Origin of the sequence: Okeania sp., assembly GCF_035285525.1 — a bacterium.
Lineage (GTDB): Bacteria > Cyanobacteriota > Cyanobacteriia > Cyanobacteriales > Microcoleaceae > Trichodesmium.
On sequence record NZ_JAYKGW010000092.1, the window covers coordinates 1 to 19,970 of the forward strand.

Annotated in this window: 6 protein-coding genes; 4 read left to right on the forward strand and 2 right to left on the reverse strand. The window is 41.6% G+C overall.

The window, feature by feature from the left end:
• Positions 1–323 (reverse strand): cation efflux transmembrane domain-containing protein (locus VKJ25_RS08855; RefSeq protein ID WP_324236263.1); only part of this gene is annotated, 323 nt, incomplete at its 3' end.
• Positions 324–876: 553 nt separating this feature from the next.
• Between VKJ25_RS08855 and VKJ25_RS08860 the strand changes: the two genes are divergently transcribed.
• Positions 877–1,881: an AraC family transcriptional regulator gene (locus VKJ25_RS08860; RefSeq protein ID WP_324236264.1), complete on the forward strand. Its 1,005-nt coding sequence runs from the start codon at positions 877–879 to the stop codon at positions 1,879–1,881.
• 1,231 nt (positions 1,882–3,112) lie between these two features.
• Here the strand turns inward: VKJ25_RS08860 and VKJ25_RS08865 are convergent.
• The gene (locus VKJ25_RS08865; RefSeq protein ID WP_324236265.1) at positions 3,113–3,889 is read right to left on the reverse strand and encodes an SDR family oxidoreductase; all 777 of its coding nucleotides are present in this window, start codon (positions 3,887–3,889) and stop codon (positions 3,113–3,115) included.
• A gap of 593 nt (positions 3,890–4,482) precedes the next feature.
• Here VKJ25_RS08865 and VKJ25_RS08870 point away from each other — a divergent pair.
• The 3 genes from VKJ25_RS08870 to VKJ25_RS08880 all read left to right on the forward strand — a co-directional run bounded on the left by VKJ25_RS08870 (position 4,483) and on the right by VKJ25_RS08880 (position 19,963).
• Entirely contained in the window at positions 4,483–4,623 is a 141-nt protein-coding gene (locus tag VKJ25_RS08870) for a hypothetical protein (protein WP_324236266.1), read from the forward strand.
• Between the two features lie 560 nt (positions 4,624–5,183).
• The gene (locus VKJ25_RS08875; protein ID WP_324236267.1) at positions 5,184–6,026 is read left to right on the forward strand and encodes a LamG domain-containing protein; all 843 of its coding nucleotides are present in this window, start codon (positions 5,184–5,186) and stop codon (positions 6,024–6,026) included.
• A gap of 77 nt (positions 6,027–6,103) precedes the next feature.
• A complete protein-coding gene (locus VKJ25_RS08880; protein ID WP_324236268.1) occupies positions 6,104–19,963 on the forward strand; it encodes a LamG-like jellyroll fold domain-containing protein in 13,860 nt (4,619 codons plus the stop codon).
• Positions 19,964–19,970: the final 7 nt, after the last annotated feature.

Below are 19,970 nucleotides of genomic sequence, written 5' to 3' on the forward strand. Positions count from 1 at the left end.
GTGGCTTTCCGTCGAGAAACGAGAAACGCCACACCCAAAGGCACAGCAGTCATGGCATCCCCGATGTTGTGAATCAGATCGGCCAGGAGAGCGACACTGCCAGAAAGCCAGAATACCCCTGCCTGTAGGACAGCAGTGATTAGCAAACCCACTAGCGACCATTTCACAGCCCAGATGCCTCGTTCCGAACTAGCGATTTCGGGGTCTATTATTCCGTGGGTATGGGTATGACCATCGTGGTGGTGGTGATGGTGGTGTTTTACATGAGGTGTGTTGACTTTAGAAATATCTTCAATTGGGATAGATGTGGGAAGTTGCGTCATTTTAGTTATCAGTTATGAGTACCTCTATACAATAAGCAGGATTTACGCAGGGAGAACCCAGAAACCACGTTTCTCAGGTAAATAATTATTTTTAACTTCCCTGGCGGTAAGTCCCGCGATCTCCCGCAGGGGAGCGTCGGGAGTATGTCAATAATAGATATTTACGAGAAACCCGGTTTCTTTGCGTAAGCCCTGACATTGATTAACTCTTTTACGATTCCAAATCTGGTATAAATCTACCCGTTATACCCCTCGCTCTAGAGACTTTGCATTCAAGGTCTCTACAGCGTTTTCGTATTTTTTTGTAAACGGGTTTGTTGCACTCTGATTTGATATGACATCCTCTGGAACTTCTTTGTGCAAGGTAAGCCTGGAGGTCTCTTCTAGGCCAATTTTTTAGAATCGTGCATACTTTTTGACTTAATGTACTGGTAAGCTATCTATGTGAATAAGCCAAAATTATAACTTTCTAAGTTATAGAAATTAAATAACTATTTTTTGATTAATATTAGTTTTAGTTATAAAATTAAGTGCTACAAAAATAAGTTTGTTAATGGATATCAATAATATTAAAACTAACCACACTAAAGATGCTCTTGGAACAGGTAATCAGAATATTCTCTCGAAATCCTGTACAGATGTGGATCATTTCAAAGAATTTTTTGATTATAAAAATAAAGAAATAATACAACTCACTCCTGGTTTTGTTAAAGCTGAGTTTTTGTCGATTCAGGTTGGTGACATATTTTTTTTATTTCATCAGGTGAACCAGGGATTTCAATTTTCAGGTGATGGTACAAAGGAATACATAGCGTTTGCGATAATTTGGTCTGAAAATGAAAGGGAATATTACTCCTGTCGTCACCCTGTCGAACCTCAAAAAACTGTTTTTGGTTTCAATAACACTGAAGCACACGAAATATTTCTTCAAGGTGGAGCATTTACAAACATTTTTATCCCTGTTACAACTTTTGATGCTTATGCAAACCAACTACAACGCCACGATCTAGACGATAATTTCCGCAGTAAAAATCATGTCAACTTGCCTCTAACTGCGATGAAAGAAATTAAAGATTACCTGAAACCACTGATTTGGCTAGCAGTACACCAACCTACTTGGTTTCAAAACCCTCATATTGAAAAACTCGTTGCCGATGATTTCGTTCCTTTGTTGATTAGTAAAATTCCCATTAAGTTAAATTCTAAGTCTTTTCTCAAACCTTCCCGAAGAGCAAAATTGATTGCCAAAGCTGAAAAAGAGATGTTAGCGCACTTAGATAAACCTTTGACTTTAAAACAACTCGCTGAAAATTTAGAGTCTAGCAGTTGTGCATTATCTTTTGGTTTTAAAGACTTATTTGGTGTGAGTCCGATGCGCTATCTCAAGATACGACGACTTAATGCAGTGCGACAACACCTGAAGGTAAGGGAACCCGAAAATTGTACCATTGTCTTCCTTGCTAATGAATATGGGTTCTACTGTCCGAGTCATTTTACTAGAGATTACAAAGCTATGTTTGGGGAGTTGCCTTCAGAGACGTTGCGAAAGAAAGCATAGAGAGGAGAAAAAAATCACGGAACATGAAAGTTGTGTTACTAAGACTAAACTTCACGACAACTAAGCTATAGTAATAGTCCATCTATGTAACTTCGGAAAATATCAATTTAATTTTCCAGTGATTGTGAACAAAAAAAACCTCCACCAAAGCTAGGCAGAGGTTGCTTCCAGGGTGCATCTACCTCTTCTTTTTTCTCAGTTCATCTATGTAACTCCGGAAAATCATCAATTTAATTTTCCAGTGTTTGTGAACAAAAAAAACCTCCACCAACGCCAGGTGAAGGTTATCTATCAGGGTGCATCTACAATTTTCTTTTTCCTAAGTTTCTCTATTAACTCCGGAAAATCATCAATTTAATTTTCCAGTGGTTGTGAACAAAAAAACCTCCACCAACGCTAGGCAGAGGTTACTTCCAGGGTGCATCTACCTTTTCCTTTTCTTCAGTTCCTCTATCAACTCCAGAAAATCATCAATTTACAGCGCTTTTCACTCTTGATGAACCACCGGAGCCATAATCAAAATATAGTAGGGACGTTGGATAACAAAAATGCGTTTTCCGTTCCGGAATGCTCCGCAAACATGTCGCGTAGCGATATGTCCCTACTGTGGTTTACCGTGCAGGAAAACCGCTGTAATTTTTCAGTGGTTATTTGGGAGCAAAAAAAAACCTCCACCAACATTAGGCAGAGGTTGCTTCCAGGGTGCATCTACAATTTTCTTTTTCCTAATTTTCTCTATTAACTCCGGAAAATATCAATTTAATTTTTCAGTGGTTATTTGGGAGCAAAAAAAACCTCCACCAACATTAGGCAGAGGTTGCTTCCAGGGTGCATCTACAATTTTCTTTTTCCTAAGTTTCTCTATTAACTCCGGAAAATATCAATAGGACTTATGCATGAACGCTATTGGTAGGGTGTGTTTTGCGTTCCGCAAAGCTACGCGACATATAAAGCCTATCTCGTAACTAAGCAATACTCCATATATAGTGCCTTTGCGTAAGTCCTGATCAATTTAATTTTTCAGTTGTTATTTAGGAGCAAAAAAAACCTCCACCAACATTAGGCAGAGGTTGCTTCCAGGGTGCATCTAGTTTTCTTTTTCCTAAGTTTGTCTATTAACTCCGGAAAATATCAATTTAATTTTTGATACCAAATCCGGTTATTAGAAAGTTATTTTCCAAATTTATCTCTAATTCTTGGCGCGGGGTCGCACCGCTGCTGCCCTCTGCCTTTATATTTGATGTCGGTGAATCATTGTGCCATTGGCCTGATCTGTCGGAACTACCAATAACTCACTTATATTAACATGGAGCGATCGCGTCGTACAAAAAAATACTAAGTCTGCGATATCATCTCCGGTCAAAGGTGTCAAGTCTTTGTAAACATTCTTAGCTTTTTCTGCATCCCCATGAAACCGGACTTCACTAAATTCTGTTTCGACTAAACCTGGTTGAATTTCAGTTACTCGGACTGGAGTTCCTAATAAATCCTGTTTTAAACCCTCAGAAATTGCCCTAACAGCCGCTTTAGAAGCACAATAAACATTACCTCCAGGATAGGCAGCACGACCAGCAATAGAACCAATATTGACTACATGACCTCGACCTCGACTTACCATTCCTGGAACTATATAACGAGTCATATATAGCAATCCTTTAATATTAGTATCAATCATTTCTTCCCAATCGTTGAAGTCGCCGAGATGGAGTTTATCTAAACCCCGACTTAAGCCAGCATTATTAATTAAAATATCAATATTTTGCCAAGGTTCAAGTAAAGAATTTATTGCGGATTCAACTGCTAGGCGATCGCGCACATCTAGCTTTAATAAATAAACTTTACTTGGGAATTTTTTAGTTAATTCATCAGCAAGTTTTTCTAATTTTTCTTGACGACGAGCAACTAAAATTAGTTTGGCTCCTGCTTCAGCAAATATCTTGGCACAAGATTCTCCAATACCACTACTTGCACCTGTAATTAAAACTATTTGATCTTTAATAGAAATCATTTTTACTATTACAAATTTTGATTGGTTTTCCTAATTTTTAACACCATATTATAACTTTATTTTGACAGTTATAATTAGAGTTATTAGGAGTTACGCAGAAACAACATATTTACATATTTAGGGAATAGCAGAATATAAATTATCCGAGTTTTCTACCTAACCTCTGTAGGGACGTTTTGCTGCGCAACATGAAACGCATTTTTGTTATGCAACGTCCCTACTCCTCCCTATTTTTATAACTAAATGGGATAATTTTTACTTGGAAGTCCCTTAGTAGGAGTGAATAAAAATCACCCCGCCAACTTTAGGCGATGTTCAGAGTTACATCCCCCTTAACTTTGGGGGAGTTTAAGGGTTTTGTTCCTCCCAAAATTGAGAGGCTTGGGGGCTTGCATCATAACCCATAACCCTACGCAGGACAATTATAGGATTCATAGGAAAGCCAAGAAACCCGGTTTTTTTGAAAAACCGGGTTTCTTTATTTAGCAATGAGGGTAATAATCTCAAGAGCAATAATATAGAATCCGTTTACATACCTCAAAAGTTAGAAGGGAAGAGGAAGGATTTTTTTTATGGCTAATTATTACAATATAATGTCATACCAATTGCAATACATTAGCACTATACTTGGGCAATACTTCAGCCATCAACTAGATAGCACAAGTCGAATCACTTTTTTGTTAATTTTAGCTAATTTAATGTTAATTATTGTTATGTTTGCTTGTCCTGTATAAACCTTGTATGCAGCCTCTAGATCCTACTCTCCGGCTCAACAAGATGTAAAAAAGTTTTTGATAAAAAGTATTATTCGGAGGCTATATAAAAATATTTCCGATTTATTTACTTTCTGTTGTTAGCTTAGAAATAACAAGGCATTCAACCCGAATTGAATCTTAGTCAAGGGCTTTTTTAGCACATTTTTTTAGATCATCAAGTAATTAATTAAAAAATAATTAAAACCAGCTTTAATTATTAATAAAAATTAATGTTCTAATTCTCTTGACAAACCCAAATATTGTGTTAGATTTGAACTTCAATAGAGTTTAGTTTAACAATTATCAAAGTTAATTAAGTACAAAGGCTAGTAAACTTGAACAGCCAAAACTCATATTGACATATTGAAAAGATTTAATTACTAAATATCGGCGATTTCTCGGGATCTAGCTGAGTTGTGGGGAGCCATTTCAAGTCTCCTTTCTCTAGGGGAATCGCGAGTATATTTGACTCAAAAGAAAAATATTAAATAAACAAATAACTAACTACTAACCGCTGAGAAAAAAGGAAAACAAACATCATGGCAAATGTAAGTTATAACTTCGGTAGCCCCAAATTTACTCCCATTATTAAAGAAGCAACCAATAAACAGATTCTTTTATTAGATGGAGTCAACGATTATCTTGAAATTCCCGATGCCAATGCTATTGACTTTGGCACGAATCAAAACTTTACCGTTGAGTCTTGGTTCAAAGTCGATCCGAGTCAAAATACCGAAGGCGACATCATCGAAAAATGGAAAGACCCCACTGGCTATCCTTATGTGATTCGCTACGATGGAGGCAGTGGTAAAGTCGTTGCTGCTCGCTACGATCGCTCTAATAATCCTAGTATTGTTTCGACGAGAACTTTTAACGATGGCCAATCTCATCACGTTGCTTTTGTCAAAGATGGTAATCAATTAAAACTTTACGTTGATGGCCAACTAGACGGAACGACTACAGACACCACAACGGGTAATACCCAAAATAACTCGCCTCTGTTCATTGGTAATCGAGGAGGTATTGCCAACCATTTCAAAGGCGAAATAGAGGAACTCCGCATTTGGAATGTGGCCCGGACTCCAGCAGAAATCCAGAGCAACTTAAACACAACTTTCCAAGGGACTGAAGCAGGGCTGGCAGGTTATTGGAATTTTGACCAGGATAATATCGATGGGACGATCGCTCAGGATGCTACGGCTAATGGCAATGACGGTACTCTCAAAAATGGGGCGAAGTTGGAGATAGATGACTCTTTCATCGGTTATGTAGAGATAGTTTTGGACCAAGCGGTGACTGTTGCACCGGGGGCTATTATTGAATATCGGATTGAGGGGCCTCTACTGCTACCCAACAGACAGATTTTTATAATGCTCAATTAGATGTCAGCACCACCGATGGGAATCCACCAACTAATTCTGTTTTTATTCCTCAAGGGGAAAATACAGCCCGCATCCACTTGACAGCTTTATCGGATGCGGTGGTCGAGGGAGACGAAAACGTTAAAATTACTCTACTTTCTGGTACGGACGCTTTTGGTGGAACTTACAACCTTGCTAATAACCGGGAAGTCTTATCTTTAAACGGTACGACCGATTATGTGGAAATTCCCGATGCCAATGCTATCGATTTCACCAAGGATCAAAACTTTACTGTTGAGTCTTGGGTGAAAGTCGATCCGAGCCAAAATACCGAAGCTGACATATTTGAAAAATGGAGCGGTCCTGGTGGCTATCCTTATGTGATTCGCTTAGACGGAAGCACTGGTAAAATCAATGCTGCTCGCTACGATGGTTCTCGTAATCCTAGTATTGTTTCGACTGCAACTTTGAACGACGCACAATATCATCACATTGCTTTTGTCAAAGAAGGTTCGGTTCTCAAACTTTACATTGATGGTAAGCTAGACGGAACGACTACAGATACGACGACTGGCAATACCCAAAACAGCTCACCCCTTTTTGTCGGTCAGCGGGGAGATAATAGTAACCGTTTCAACGGGGAAGTTGACGAACTCCGCATCTGGAATATATCTCGCACTCAAAACGAAATTCGCCAGAATATGTATGGCTCTCTGACTGGGAATGAAGTCGGTTTGGCCGGTTATTGGAGTTTTGACTCAGGAAGTGTTAATGGTAATACGATTACAGATTTAAGCTCTAACAACAATAATGGTACTCTGAATTCTTCTAATAACAAAGCTCTGTTAACAACAGGAACGGCACCGCTTAATCTAGATTCATTCGTCAACTACGACAATATATATCCTGCTATCAGTAGAGGGTCTGCTACCCTTACATCTTCCACACAAGTAACAGGGCAAGTAAACCACTATATGGAACTAGGAGGTAATGCTACCACAGACCTGGCTTTTGCTGGAACAGCTAACTACACGATCGCGGCTTGGGTGAAGCCAGACGGTGAAGGAACCATTGTAGGTAAACATAACAGTGGAGTAATTGGTTCCCATTTCCTTAGAGTCCAAAATGATGGACGTATTCAGGCTCATCGCGAAGTTTCCCCGTGGGAGTTGGTTTCTGATACTGCTATTCCCTTCGGTCAGTGGAGTCATGTAGCGACCACTTATGATGGTGCGACGCTAAAAATTTATATTAACGGTCAACTATCAGGTTCTCGGGCTTTTGGTGCTCAAGTTAGTACCGATACTCAAACTCCCGTAATCGTTGGGGCGCGTCAAAGTAGTGGAAACCCAATTGATATTTTACCAGGCTCTATTGATGAGGTGCAAATATGGAATAAGGCTCTATCAGAAACTGAAATTCAAAACGCCCAGGGTCGTTCTATATCAGGAAACGAATCGGGACTTGTGGGATATTGGGATTTTAATGCCAGTGATAGTAGTGGAGCTAGCGTTGTTGACTTGAGTGGCAACGGCTATAATGGTACAGTTAAAGCTGAAGTTGCAGACCTAACTTATATAGGACATTACTCAAATGGAGGTAGATTATCCTTTAATCTTTCTGGACGCACACTTTCTAGCACACCAAATGTTATTGGTACGCTCACCTCCGTATTAACAGATAACCCAGAACCAAGTTTTTTCATCCAATCTTCCGATCCATCTGTCTCCTTCTTTGTAGAAGACAGTTCTGCCTATCAAGCAGGTATAGCTTTTAGCGATCGCTTTGGAGACCAAATAACAGCTAACAACGCCATTGTGGCCGACAGCCAAGGTGAAGCCACCTTCCAAGTCAAACTCACCTCCCAACCCACTAACAACGTAACCATTAATCTCACGTCAGGAAGTGGGACTCTCAACAACAATAGCCTGACCTTCACCCCCAATAACTGGGATACTTATAAAACCGTCAACGTCACTGGTTTGGGAGCAACCTTCAATAACTTCAACGTCAGCGCCAGTGTCACCAGTAATGACAGTAAGTATAGCAGCTTAAGCAACTCTACATTAGGTGTCATCGACTCTACCCCAAGGGACACCACTAAAATCAAAGTAACAGAAGGAGCAGTAGAACAAGACATCCCTCCTATAATTGCTACCGTTAGTGCCTCTCAAGACGCCCAGGAAGGACAGCCAGAACCAGGTCAGTTTACAGTTAATTTGAGCGATATTGCTCCCCAAGGCGGATACGTTGTCCCCTATAAAGTATCCGGCGGTACGGCCACAGAAGGCACTGATTACAACGTTACTACCAGTGACAATAATACCAAGCTGGGAAAAAGTCTGAACCTGGACGGACAAAACGATTATCTGGAAATTCCCGATACCAATGCCATTGATTTTGCTAAAGACCAAAACTTTACCGTTGAGTCTTGGGTACAAGCCGATCCCAATCAAACACCAGGGGGCAATACCGACCGTGACATCATTGAAAAATGGAGTGGCCCCGGTGGCTATCCTTATGTGATTCGCTACGACAGAAATAACGGTAAAATCGTTGCTGCTCGCTGGGATGGTACAAATGGTCCTGCCATTGTTTCTACGAAAACTCTTAACGATGGACAATATCATCACATTGCTTTTGTCAAAGATGGTTCTGCTCTAAAACTTTATATTGACGGTCAGCTAGAGGGAACGACTACAGATACAACCACTGGGAATACCCAAAATAATTCGCCCTTGTTTATTGGTAATCGAGGAGGTGTGGCGAACCATTTCAAAGGGAAAGTTGACGAACTCCGCATCTGGAATGTGGCGCGAACCGAAGCCGAAATCCAGGACAGCTTAAATGCTACCTTCACAGGGAACGAAACTGGCTTAGTTGGCTATTGGAACTTTAATAATGATAGCGGCACAACTGCAACGGATTTAACCAGTAATAATAATGACGGCACATTAAAGAATGGTGCGTCTTTGGTTGACAGCAGTATCGGTTTGCTAAAAATAGATGCGGGTCAAACCTCAACCAATATTGGTATCGAAGCCATAGATAACCAAATTGCTCAAGGGGATAAAACCGTAACCGTAGCTATAGAAAGGAGTAACCCCGCGAGCCAAGCAACCCTAAATATCAAAGATGACGAAAAAGCAGGAATAGAATTTGCCCAACTCAGCAAAACAGCTACTATCGAAGTTCCCGCTATCAAATTAGAAGTAACCACTGCTTACAATTCTAGCACGGGAGCGATCGGCTTAAAAATCGCCCAAGGCGCTCAAAGCTATACTTTTGCAGCCGACACCACCATAACCTTTACTAATGGTGTCGAAATAATTATTCCGGCTGGCACGACTCTGAGTAATAATGCAGCCACAGTCACTGTCGCCCAAAATCTAGGCAGTATCCCCATTGCCGAAACCAGCACTACGGAAAATCGGCTGTTGGATGTAGGCATTCTCTCCTACAACGAAGATTCTAACGGCAACGTCACCGCCAACGTCCAAGTACGTTTAACCCAAAGACCAGCGGGAAATATCAGTGTCACCCTTACTGATGCTAACGGTAGCGACAGTGCCATTTTCAACTTCACCAATACTAACTGGAATAAATACCAACAAACCAACGCCAGCAACTTCCTACAATTAACCTCTGCCAACAACGCAGTTGCTTTAACCGCCAAAGTTGGCAACGCTAATACCATTAACTTGCCTTTATCAGCTAACGTTGTGGCAACTCCATTAGGAAATATCAACACTGGTACTGGCAACCAACTGATAACCACAGAAGGGGAACGAATAGAATTTACTGCTACCAAAGCCTACGATGCTAACGCGGGTACTGTAGAAATAGAACTATTCAACCGTTCTAGCGATTACACCCTTACTGCGGATCAAGTTATCGTCTTCAATAACGGTACTCAGGCACGAGTTACAACAGACACCGCCCTGAAATTAGGTCAGGCAAAAGCAGTTCCTGTAACCCTAACTCAGGGCACAGCTATTCCTGTTAACCAAGAAGGTTCGGTAGTATTGCCGTCAGGTGAAACTACGGTGGCAGTGCGGTTGTCGTCACAACCTACTAGTGGCAATGTGGGTTTAGATTTAACTATCGACAACAGCAGGGAAGGTAAATTTAAGAGCAACAATACCCAAGCCGAAACCCTCACCTTCACTCAGCAAAACTGGAACCAGTACCAAGAAGTGACAGTGAAAGGGGAAGACGATCTACTTGTTGATGGTAATATAACTTACAATTTGAACGTCAAAGGTCAAAACGGCAACGCTGACAGCAATTATAAGGGTACCTTACTACAATCCATATCAATAACTAACGAAGATAACGACAGAACTCCCGATCCAACCCAAACAACTAACAATTTCAACCAACCTCCGATAATTGCCGATCTGACCGCAGATAAAACCCAGATCGACGAAAATGGCGGTAAAGTTATTGCTACCTTCAAGTTAAACAAACCCGCACCTGTAGGAGGCTTAAACATTGAATATGAAGTCATCAGTGAAACTGCATCGACTTCACAAGACTTGCAAACACCTTTTGTGTTTGTAGAGAACAACCCCTTAAGTATGGCGGATCGAATACCACCAGCTAATTTGGCATCAACTAATGGCGATTACCTACCGTCAATCGTTCCAGTTTTTGTGGACTGGGATCAGGACGGAGATTTAGATGTTTTTGGAGGGGAATACGCATTTTTCAAGCCAGCTTACACCGAAGGTATTACTTATTACGAAAACACAGGGGATAAAAACAATCCTGTATTTGTACAACGCACTGGCGCCCAAAATCCTTTGAGCAGCATTGTTAATATTGATGCTCCTGCTCCCGCATTTATAGATATTGGTAACGATGGAGATTTAGACGTTTTTATTGGCGATGTAGATGGGCAAATTCACTACTTTGAAAATACGGCTTCTGGATTCGTGAAAAGAACCGGGGCTAATAATCCTTTTAATTCTATAAATGGTGGCGATCCAGCCAGACGCTTTCCCCTTACTCCTACTTTTGTAGATATAGATGCGGATAAAGATTTAGATTTCTTTGCAGTGTATCGGGATGGAATAGCTCGAGATACAGTTGTTTTCTTTGAAAATAATGGAGGGAATTTTGTTCAACGCACTGGAGCAGATAATCCCCTAAATGGAAAAGGAAGTATTGATGGTGCCGTAAAATTTGGAGACCTAGATAACGATGGCGATTTTGATGCAGTTTTTGATGGTGTCTATGGAACAGTTTACTATCGAAACATAGGAAATGCTATAAATCCAGTTTTTGAAATCAGTGAGCAACTTTCCCCATTTAGGGGATTGGGTCTCAATATTTTTGGGCGACTGGACTTAGTAGATATTGATAACGATAACCAATTAGAGTTGTTCGTTGGTTATCGTAACGTGGCGTTTTACGAGCAGTTGTCCTACCAGAACCCGCTTACAGTTAATATACCTGAAGGTAAATCGCAAGCAACTGTCGAGATTAGAGCGATGGATGACGCCATCGTAGAAAACAAAGAAAACTTCACCGTTCGACTGATTGACAGAAATGATGAAAGCGATGTCAATGAGACCCTAACTCTCGAAGTAACAGAAAACTATCAGGTATACACTCCTCCAGGAAGTCAAAGTTTTTCTAGCAACTCTGTCGGGCTGCAAATTAAACAGTCAAGCACTTTACCGAAAAACCTGGTAACAACAGATAATCGTTTCAAAATAACCAATGCTTTTGATTCTGTTAACAAAAAAGTAACCTTAGATATCAATAATGCCAGCGGCTCTATTGCAATCCCAGCAGGAGAAACACTGACATTTAAAAATGGCACCGTTGTAGAAGTGAGTACTGCTACTACTGTGCAAGCAGGAAGCCCTCAAGTAGTGAATGTTGTACTCAAAGAAGTTCCTCCTTATAGTATCCCTCTAGGCACTCAACTGACATTCAACGACGGTAGTAAAGTCACTGTCGCCGAAACAATATCAATATCTGCTTTCAATAGCACATCAGTGCAAGTACAAGCGCAAAGCGACACTGCTCTCCAGCCTAATACAGGAGATACAACTAAACTCAGTCGCAGCAACCAATTGCGAACATTTGTAAATGTAGATGTTACCAGCGCTTATGACGGATCGACCGATAGCAACCTGCAACTGAAGTTAAACGAAAGCCAACTAAATAAATTCACCCTAAAACAGGGAACCGAAATAAGTTTCAACAACGGACAAACCATTGTTACTGTTGGCAGTGATACAGAAATAAACCCATCGACAGCCACAGCAGTACCAGTAACTACAACCAGTGCAACCAAAACCATAGCTGCCAACCAAAGCACAACAGCCAGCACCCCATTTGAAGCCCAAATAACCATCCTTGACAACGACACTCCTGGAGTTCGTGTCACCACCGATTTAGCTAGCAAAAACGTCGTTTCTGGCACATTCAACACCACCGAAGCTGGAGGGGAGCAAACGTTCTACTCTCGCCTAGAAAGCGAACCCCTAGAACCAGTATCAGTGTTTGTGGGTAGTAGCAAGAAAGAGGAAGGATTATTAGATGGCAAAGAAGTCATCGAACTCCAATTTGACAGAACCAACTGGAATATTCCCCAAGCATTTACAGTCAAAGGTGTCGATGACCTAATTCAAGACGGCAATGTTGCCTACAACCTGAAAACCACTGTCGAAAGTCGTGGCGACCTCAACTATCGCGAAGGCGCAATAGATATTGATGTCCTCCAAGGCTTAAATAACGGTAAAGTTCAACTAGAACTAAACGAACTCAACATAGAGAAAGCTCAACTACCTCAAGGAACTAAGTTAAACTTCAGTAACGGTACTGTAGCCACAGTAGGTCAAACCGTCACCCTAGATAATGACGAAACTAACACTCCAGTTGATGTCAGTGTCACCATAGAACCAAACACCCTGGGATTTGGTGCCACAAGCAGCAACGGTAGTTGGCAGGTAAGCGAAGCATATAACCACGGCCTCAAACAGGTAGAATTAAGAAATACCACTGGCAACCCCATCACCCTCACCAAAAACCAAACCATCAAATTTAACAACGGTGGGGAACTGAGAATAGATGCAGACATCACTATCGCCGAAAACAGTCGGGACTTAGCTAAGGCTACATTAACGACAAACCCCAATACGCTCCCACTCCTAGCAGTAGGCACAACTAATAATAACGGTAACTTTGAAGTAACTACCACCTACAACAACACCCAAAAACAATTAGGATTAAAAAATACCACCGGTACTGCCAAGAATCTCAAAACAGGAGATATTATCAGCTTTACCGACGGTACATCTTTCATTGTAACTACGGATGTGACGATTGCAGCCAACAGTACGAGTAAGGTATCGGGTGCATTAGAGGTATCTGGACTGACAACCTCCTTCATTAAAGACATCTCCCCAGATATCAACCTCAGTAACACCGACAACGATGTCGCCGGCCTAGTTTTAGTAAACGTAGAAGAAATAGCAGCCAAAGAGGGAGTTTCTAACAACTTCTATAAAGTCGAGCTAAAAACTGAACCCACAGATACTGTCACCGTAGTAATGACGCCCTCCGACGACCAAATCGCCCTAGAAGGGAAACTTCCCGGAGAACCTTTAACTATTACTTACGATGCCACTAACTGGAATGTTCCCCAAACCATCGGCGTCACCGCAGTAGATGACTTTGAAGTAGAATTTGACCATACCACAAATATTGCCTTCGACACCTCTAATAGTGCCGACAGTGTTTACGCAGGATTGAACGTTAGCAATGCTGGAGTCAAAGTCAATATTATTGACAACGATTTACCAACAGCCAGCGTCTTGTCAGTAGCAGGAGCCATAGAAGCAAACGCCCCCGGTTACTTCACCATCAACCTAGATAAACCCCTGCCAGACAAATTCGATGACACAGGTTTAAAAATCAACTACACCGTCAGTGGTACTGCGGATACGAATGGAGTCAGTCCTACAGATGACCTGCAACCCATAGCTACCGGAAGCGCTCGTATTGCTCCTGGAGAAAGTAGAACGCCATTGATAGCCTTCCCCATAGATGACTTCAAAGCAGAAGGTACTCCTTTAGAGGTTGTCGGTGCTTACAATGGAACCAGCATCAGCCTGAAAGTCAAAAATGGCGTCAGTTTAGATAATCCAGCTACGAGCGTGGTAGAGAATACAGTCACTCTGAAGGCAGGAACGAAATTAACCTTTAGTAATGGAGCGATCGGAACAGTTGGCAGTGACGTTACTTTCAACCAAACAGGCAATAAAGCAGTTAATATTACCAAAGCTCCGGAAAGTTCCAAAGCCCTAAATACCATTGCTGTTGCGGATACCACTCGCATTGCTTCAGAAACAGTAATCGTTGAAGTTACTGCCGGAAATGGCTACCAAGTCAGTAGCGACGAAAATATTGCTACCCTAGAAATAGAGGATAATGATATCCCTGGAGTGCGGGTAGTGGAGGCATCGGAACGAACTACCGTCACTGAAGGAGAAGCACCAGCCCAATACTTCATCTCCCTCTTGACTGAACCCACTGCTGACGTTACGATTAATATCGCCCCAGTGCAAAAAACTCGAAATTTAACTGTTACCAAAGATTTAAGTGGTGGTGTAGTAGAGTTAAAAGTTAACGATCCTAAAGTTAACTCTCTCTTGTTGCCAGTAGGAACAGTCCTCAATTTTGGTGGTGGTAAAACAGCAACCGTAGCAGCGGATACTTTCGTAGGTTCAAAGGGGAATAGCGTTAATGTCAACACTGTCTCTGGCAGCATTACCACAGGGAACACGACCACCTATTCTTACCAAGAACTATCATCTACCAACTCCCTAACATTTAACTCCAACAACTGGTATCAGTTACAGCCAGTTAACGTTACAGGTTTAGATGACAACGTAGCCGAAGTCGGAAATACCCATGAGGCGACCCTAGAATATACCATCACCAGTGGCGACAGTGACTACAACAATCTCAAGGTTCCAGCTCAGATTATTGATATTAAAGATCGTCCTTTCGATCCCAATACCACCGCTAGCAGTCTCACCCAAGGATTACTAACATTCCAAGAGAGTCTCGACACCCTCAGTCTGCCTCTGATAGGAACACTAGAAGGTACAGCTCCTCCCTTTATCCGCAACGTTATTACTGACGTAGTAGCAGAAGTGCGGGCGATGGAGTTCGTGACTGGAGAAAAACTAGCCAAAGCCTTCACTAACTCATTTAACAACAACATCAACAATGGTGGAGCAGTAACCGTAGAAATCACCGATCTATCGAGCAGCAATATTAGCTTTAAAGTTAACGCGACAGACAAGTTCAATAACACACCCATATCTCTCGCCAGCGATTTAGGATTGCCTGCATTAGGCATTGGTATGGAAACAAATGGTAACCTCAATGCCAACTTTGACTACAACTTCGACTTCGCTTTCGGACTCAATGACACCGACGGTTTCTATATAGATACCGCCAATACTAACCTCAATGCCAATGCCGCAGTTAAATTAAGCGACAACTTCAATGCTAAAGGTAGCTTAGGCTTTTTGCAACTGGATATGACTAACGGTATCAATGTTGCTCAAGGAGACACCAAAGGAACGGAAGTCAATGCTACTTTCGATATTGGCTTAAAAGACGCCAACAACAAACTAACCGTAACCGAATTGAAAAACTTGCGTAAACAAGGAAAGCTATCGAGCATTCTTGATTATGGTTTCGCTGGGGATGCAGCTTTAGACGTGGATGTAGTTACCTCAGTCAAAGGCAGCACAGCATTACCATCTTACAGTTTCAATCTCTTTAGTGACTTACCGCTGTTCAACTATACCAATGCAGCTCAACAACCACCTCAACCCACAACCGTATCCATTGCCGGATCGACTAATGTCAGCATTGAAGAAAAAACGGCTAAGTCAATTAACATCAGCATTGCCGACAACGGTAACAATAAGCCTAACGAAAATATCCGACTGCCAAAAGGCACTCAGTTAGTCTTCACCTGGGGTAACAATAATCAAGAGACAGCCATCATAGATAAAACTGTCACCATCGCTGAAGGTAGCATCGGTGCAGCCTTAGTTAAACTGAAAAGTGATAACGTCAAAGACAACAATAAAACAGTAACCATTAATAGTAATGCTAGTGCCAAGTTAGAAGCAGGTGCATTTAATATCGCTTTCAATAACATGACCTTAGACTTTGGTAGCTTTGTTACCGGAGTAGTCAGCCCCGTAGTCGATTTCCTTGCCAACGTTGTCGAACCCATTACCCCTGTAGTCAATGCCCTCAACGAGCCAATAGGTTTCTTCAACGACGTCGGTTTAACATCAGAATTTGACCAAAACGGCGACGGACAAGCAAATATTATCGAAGTCGCAGGCACTATTATCGAAAAACTGCCTTCTCGTGGTGGTAAAGCCAAAATTGATTACATCCAATTCTTCGATGCCATTGTCGGCGTCACTGAGTTAGTCGGAGCAGTGAAAGACTTGCAAAGTAGCCTCGGAGCTGGAAACAACTTTGCTATCGACTTTGGCAGCTATACCCTACAAAACTTCCAAGGTGCTTCTCCCACCACCAGCGCTGCTGATGTCAACCCCCAAACCCAAGGCAGCAGTCAACTCAACTCTAATACCAGAAACCAAAGCCAAAATAAAGGTTTGGGCAAACAAAGCCTTTCTCAAAAGGTTGATAAAATGTTTGGCGCCTTAGACAAACTCGGTATTAGCATCCCCGTCTTGGAAGACCCCTTCACTGCTATCAACCTCTTCCTGGGCAACGACATCGACTTGATTACCTACGATATGCCAGCCTTGGATATCCAATACGAAATTAATAACAAGTTCACAATTCTAAATTTACCGCCAGTAGATGGATTAATTCAAGGTGAATTTTCCGTGTTTTCAGATTTAGTCTTCGGTTTGGATACAGTAGGTTTCAGCGCTTGGGAGAAAACAGGATTCGACCCAGCTCAAAGCTATCTAGTCTTAGACGGTTTATACCTCAGTGATGTAGACCCCAATACGGGTGTAGATGTGGATGAGCTTTCCGTCGATGCTACAATGGCAATAGGAGCCAAACTGAATGCGGTAGTTGCTTCGGCTACAGTTCTCGGTGGCATCACGGGTGAAGTTGGTTTGGATGTGGTAGATATCGGGGAATACACCGGACAAAGCGATGGTAAGATTCGGGGTTCCGAAGTGTTCTCACGGATTAGTAATCCTTTGAGTCTGTTCGAGTTAGCAGGTTCCATTGAAGCATTCTTCCGGGCTATTGTGAAAGTCGGAGTAGATTTAGGTTTCTTTGAAATCACCAAGACAGTTTACGATAAAGAATTGGCTCGCGTTCCCATCTTTGAGTTTGCTCTGGGAGGTGCCCCAGGTGGTGGCGGTAGTACAGGTGGCGGTAGCGGTAGCAATGCCGGTACTGCTGCTAGCGGTTATATTGAGGGAGGGACAGTATTTCTGGATACTAACTTTAATTTAGCACCAGATCCCCTAGAACCGAAGACAACTACGGACGAGTTAGGAAACTATAATCTGGAGTTTGAACTGGCATTATTTGATGCCAATGAAAATGGCAAAATAGATGATGATGAAGGTCAAATTGTGGTAGTTGGTGGTACAGATGTAACTACTGGTTTGCCTCTAGCTATTTCTCTGGTTGGTAATGCCACAACTGGCAGTGTGGTGACACCTATTACTACCATTAAAAATGGTTTGGAACAACTAGGTTTAGATGTGAAAACTGCCAACAAAATCCTCAGTAAAACTTTGGGATTAGATTCAGACTTAGACGATTTCGATGCTTATGAAGCGCAAGGAGAAGACTTGACGGTAGGAGTAAATACAGCTCTATCTCATATCTTGCTGCACAGTTTAACAATTAACGGTGCTGCCTTCTTAAAAGGCGCTGGTTTTGATGGCAATGCTGCCGAATCTGCGAAAATTTTAACCGATGCAATTGTTAAAAAATTAAGCACGGAAGATGAGGTGGAATTAGAAGAAAAAGCTGATATTGAAGCTATTTTCAATTCTGCTCTTCAGGAGATAGGAATAGATTCTGTCGATCCCACAACTGTGAGCAATGTTGCTACTTTAGTAAGTGCTTTTAATGATTTCATGGAGGATTTATTAGAGATTGAACAGGAAGATGATGATGACGAGGATGAGGACGAGGGAAATAAACCAAAATCTGTAAATGATATCATACCAACCATCACTCCTTTCAAAAATTTATTGTTAGGAGATTTACCAGAATTGACGGAACGATTAACTCGCGGTGAGTTAACTTTAGAGGAAGTTTATGAGAGTTTAGATTCTAAATTAAACCAGACTGGTTATCAGTTGCGAGTAGTAGAAGAAGTCGAGGGAGAAGATGGGGAAATTGAGATTGAAGTTGAGTTTATCATCGAAGAGATTACCCAAGGTGCAACAGGAAAAATTGCTAATATTCAGGGAGGTACAGTTTTCTTAGATACCAACTTCAATGAAAAATTCAATGGCAAAGACACTTCTACTGTAATAGAGAAATCCGGTAAATTCGTTCTTGATTTTGAGAATGCTACCTACGACAAAAATGGTAATAATAAGGTTGACAGCGACGAAGGTCAAATAGTAGTTATCGGTGCGGTAGATGCTCTTACTGGTGTAGCTTTAAATGTTCCTTTAGTTGCTAATGTAGCATCTCCCGATGTGGTTTCTGGTTTAACTACTCTTAAAGTCGGTTTGGAACGCTTGGGAATTACTTCTTTGGAAGCAGGCAAGATTATTAACCGCATCTTTGAATTAGCAGCAGAAGATTTAGAGAGCTTTAATCCTTATAAGGAGAAAGGAGATGATTTTGATGAGGGTATTGATGGTGTAAGAGCAGATATTTTGATTAAGAGTCTGTTGGTTCACGGCGATACTTTATTGAAGAATGCTGGTTTTAGCGGTAATTCTTTTGATGTTGTTCTTGAGGGTATTGCACAGAAACTCAATTCTGTTGGTAATAATTTCCGCTTGAATAATACTAATCGCATCCGACAGGTTTTTGAGGAGATTTTGACCGTTGCTGAGGTAACTGTGGAGCCAGAAGTTGTAGAAACTGTGGCTGAGTTAATTAATTCCTTTAATAATTCAATAGGGAATATCTTGGAGGAGAAAAAAGACCGACAGGAGTCCGTTGTGAATCGTTCTCTCGGTCAAATTGCACCTCTACAAGAGATGCTGTTGGCAGAGTTGCCTAAAGTTACTCGTCGTTTAACCCGTGGAAATATGACTGTAGAACAGGCGTTTGAATCTGTTGAGTCTCAGTTGAGCGAACGCGGTTTCGATTTCATAGTCAAGAATAATGGTAAGACCGAGATAGACTTTACCAACCAAGAATTGAAAGGTAATGCAGAAGACGATACTATCAACGGTAGTGGTGGTGACGATACTATCATCGGCGGTTTCGGTAACGATATGTTGCGTTCCCTTGGTGGCCAAGATGTTCTGGAAGGCCGTCCAGAAAACGACCATTTGTTAGGTGGTTCTGGGGACGATGTCCTTAATGGGGGTATCGGCCGCGATCGCCTGAATGGTGGTCTGGGTAAAGATACTATGACTGGTGGGGCAAGTATTGATCGCTTTATCTTCGCGATAAATGGAGAGTTTGATGATGAGTTGATGGGTAGTGATCGGATTACTGACTTTAATCCTGGTCAGGATATTATCTTGTTGGATAAAGATACGTTTACTGAGTTGGAGAGCAATTCGGGAACAGGTTTCAGCGTACAAACTGAGTTTGCATCTGTTACTGAGGGAGTGAGAACTTCTGAGGCGTTAATTGTTTATAACAGTAATAATGGCAGGTTGTTCTACAACCAGAACGGTAGTGAACCTGGCTTTGGTGAAGGTGGTGAATTTGCTGTGTTAGCAGGCAAACCCGATATTAGTGCTGAGGATTTCTTTGTGAGGTAATTTACAG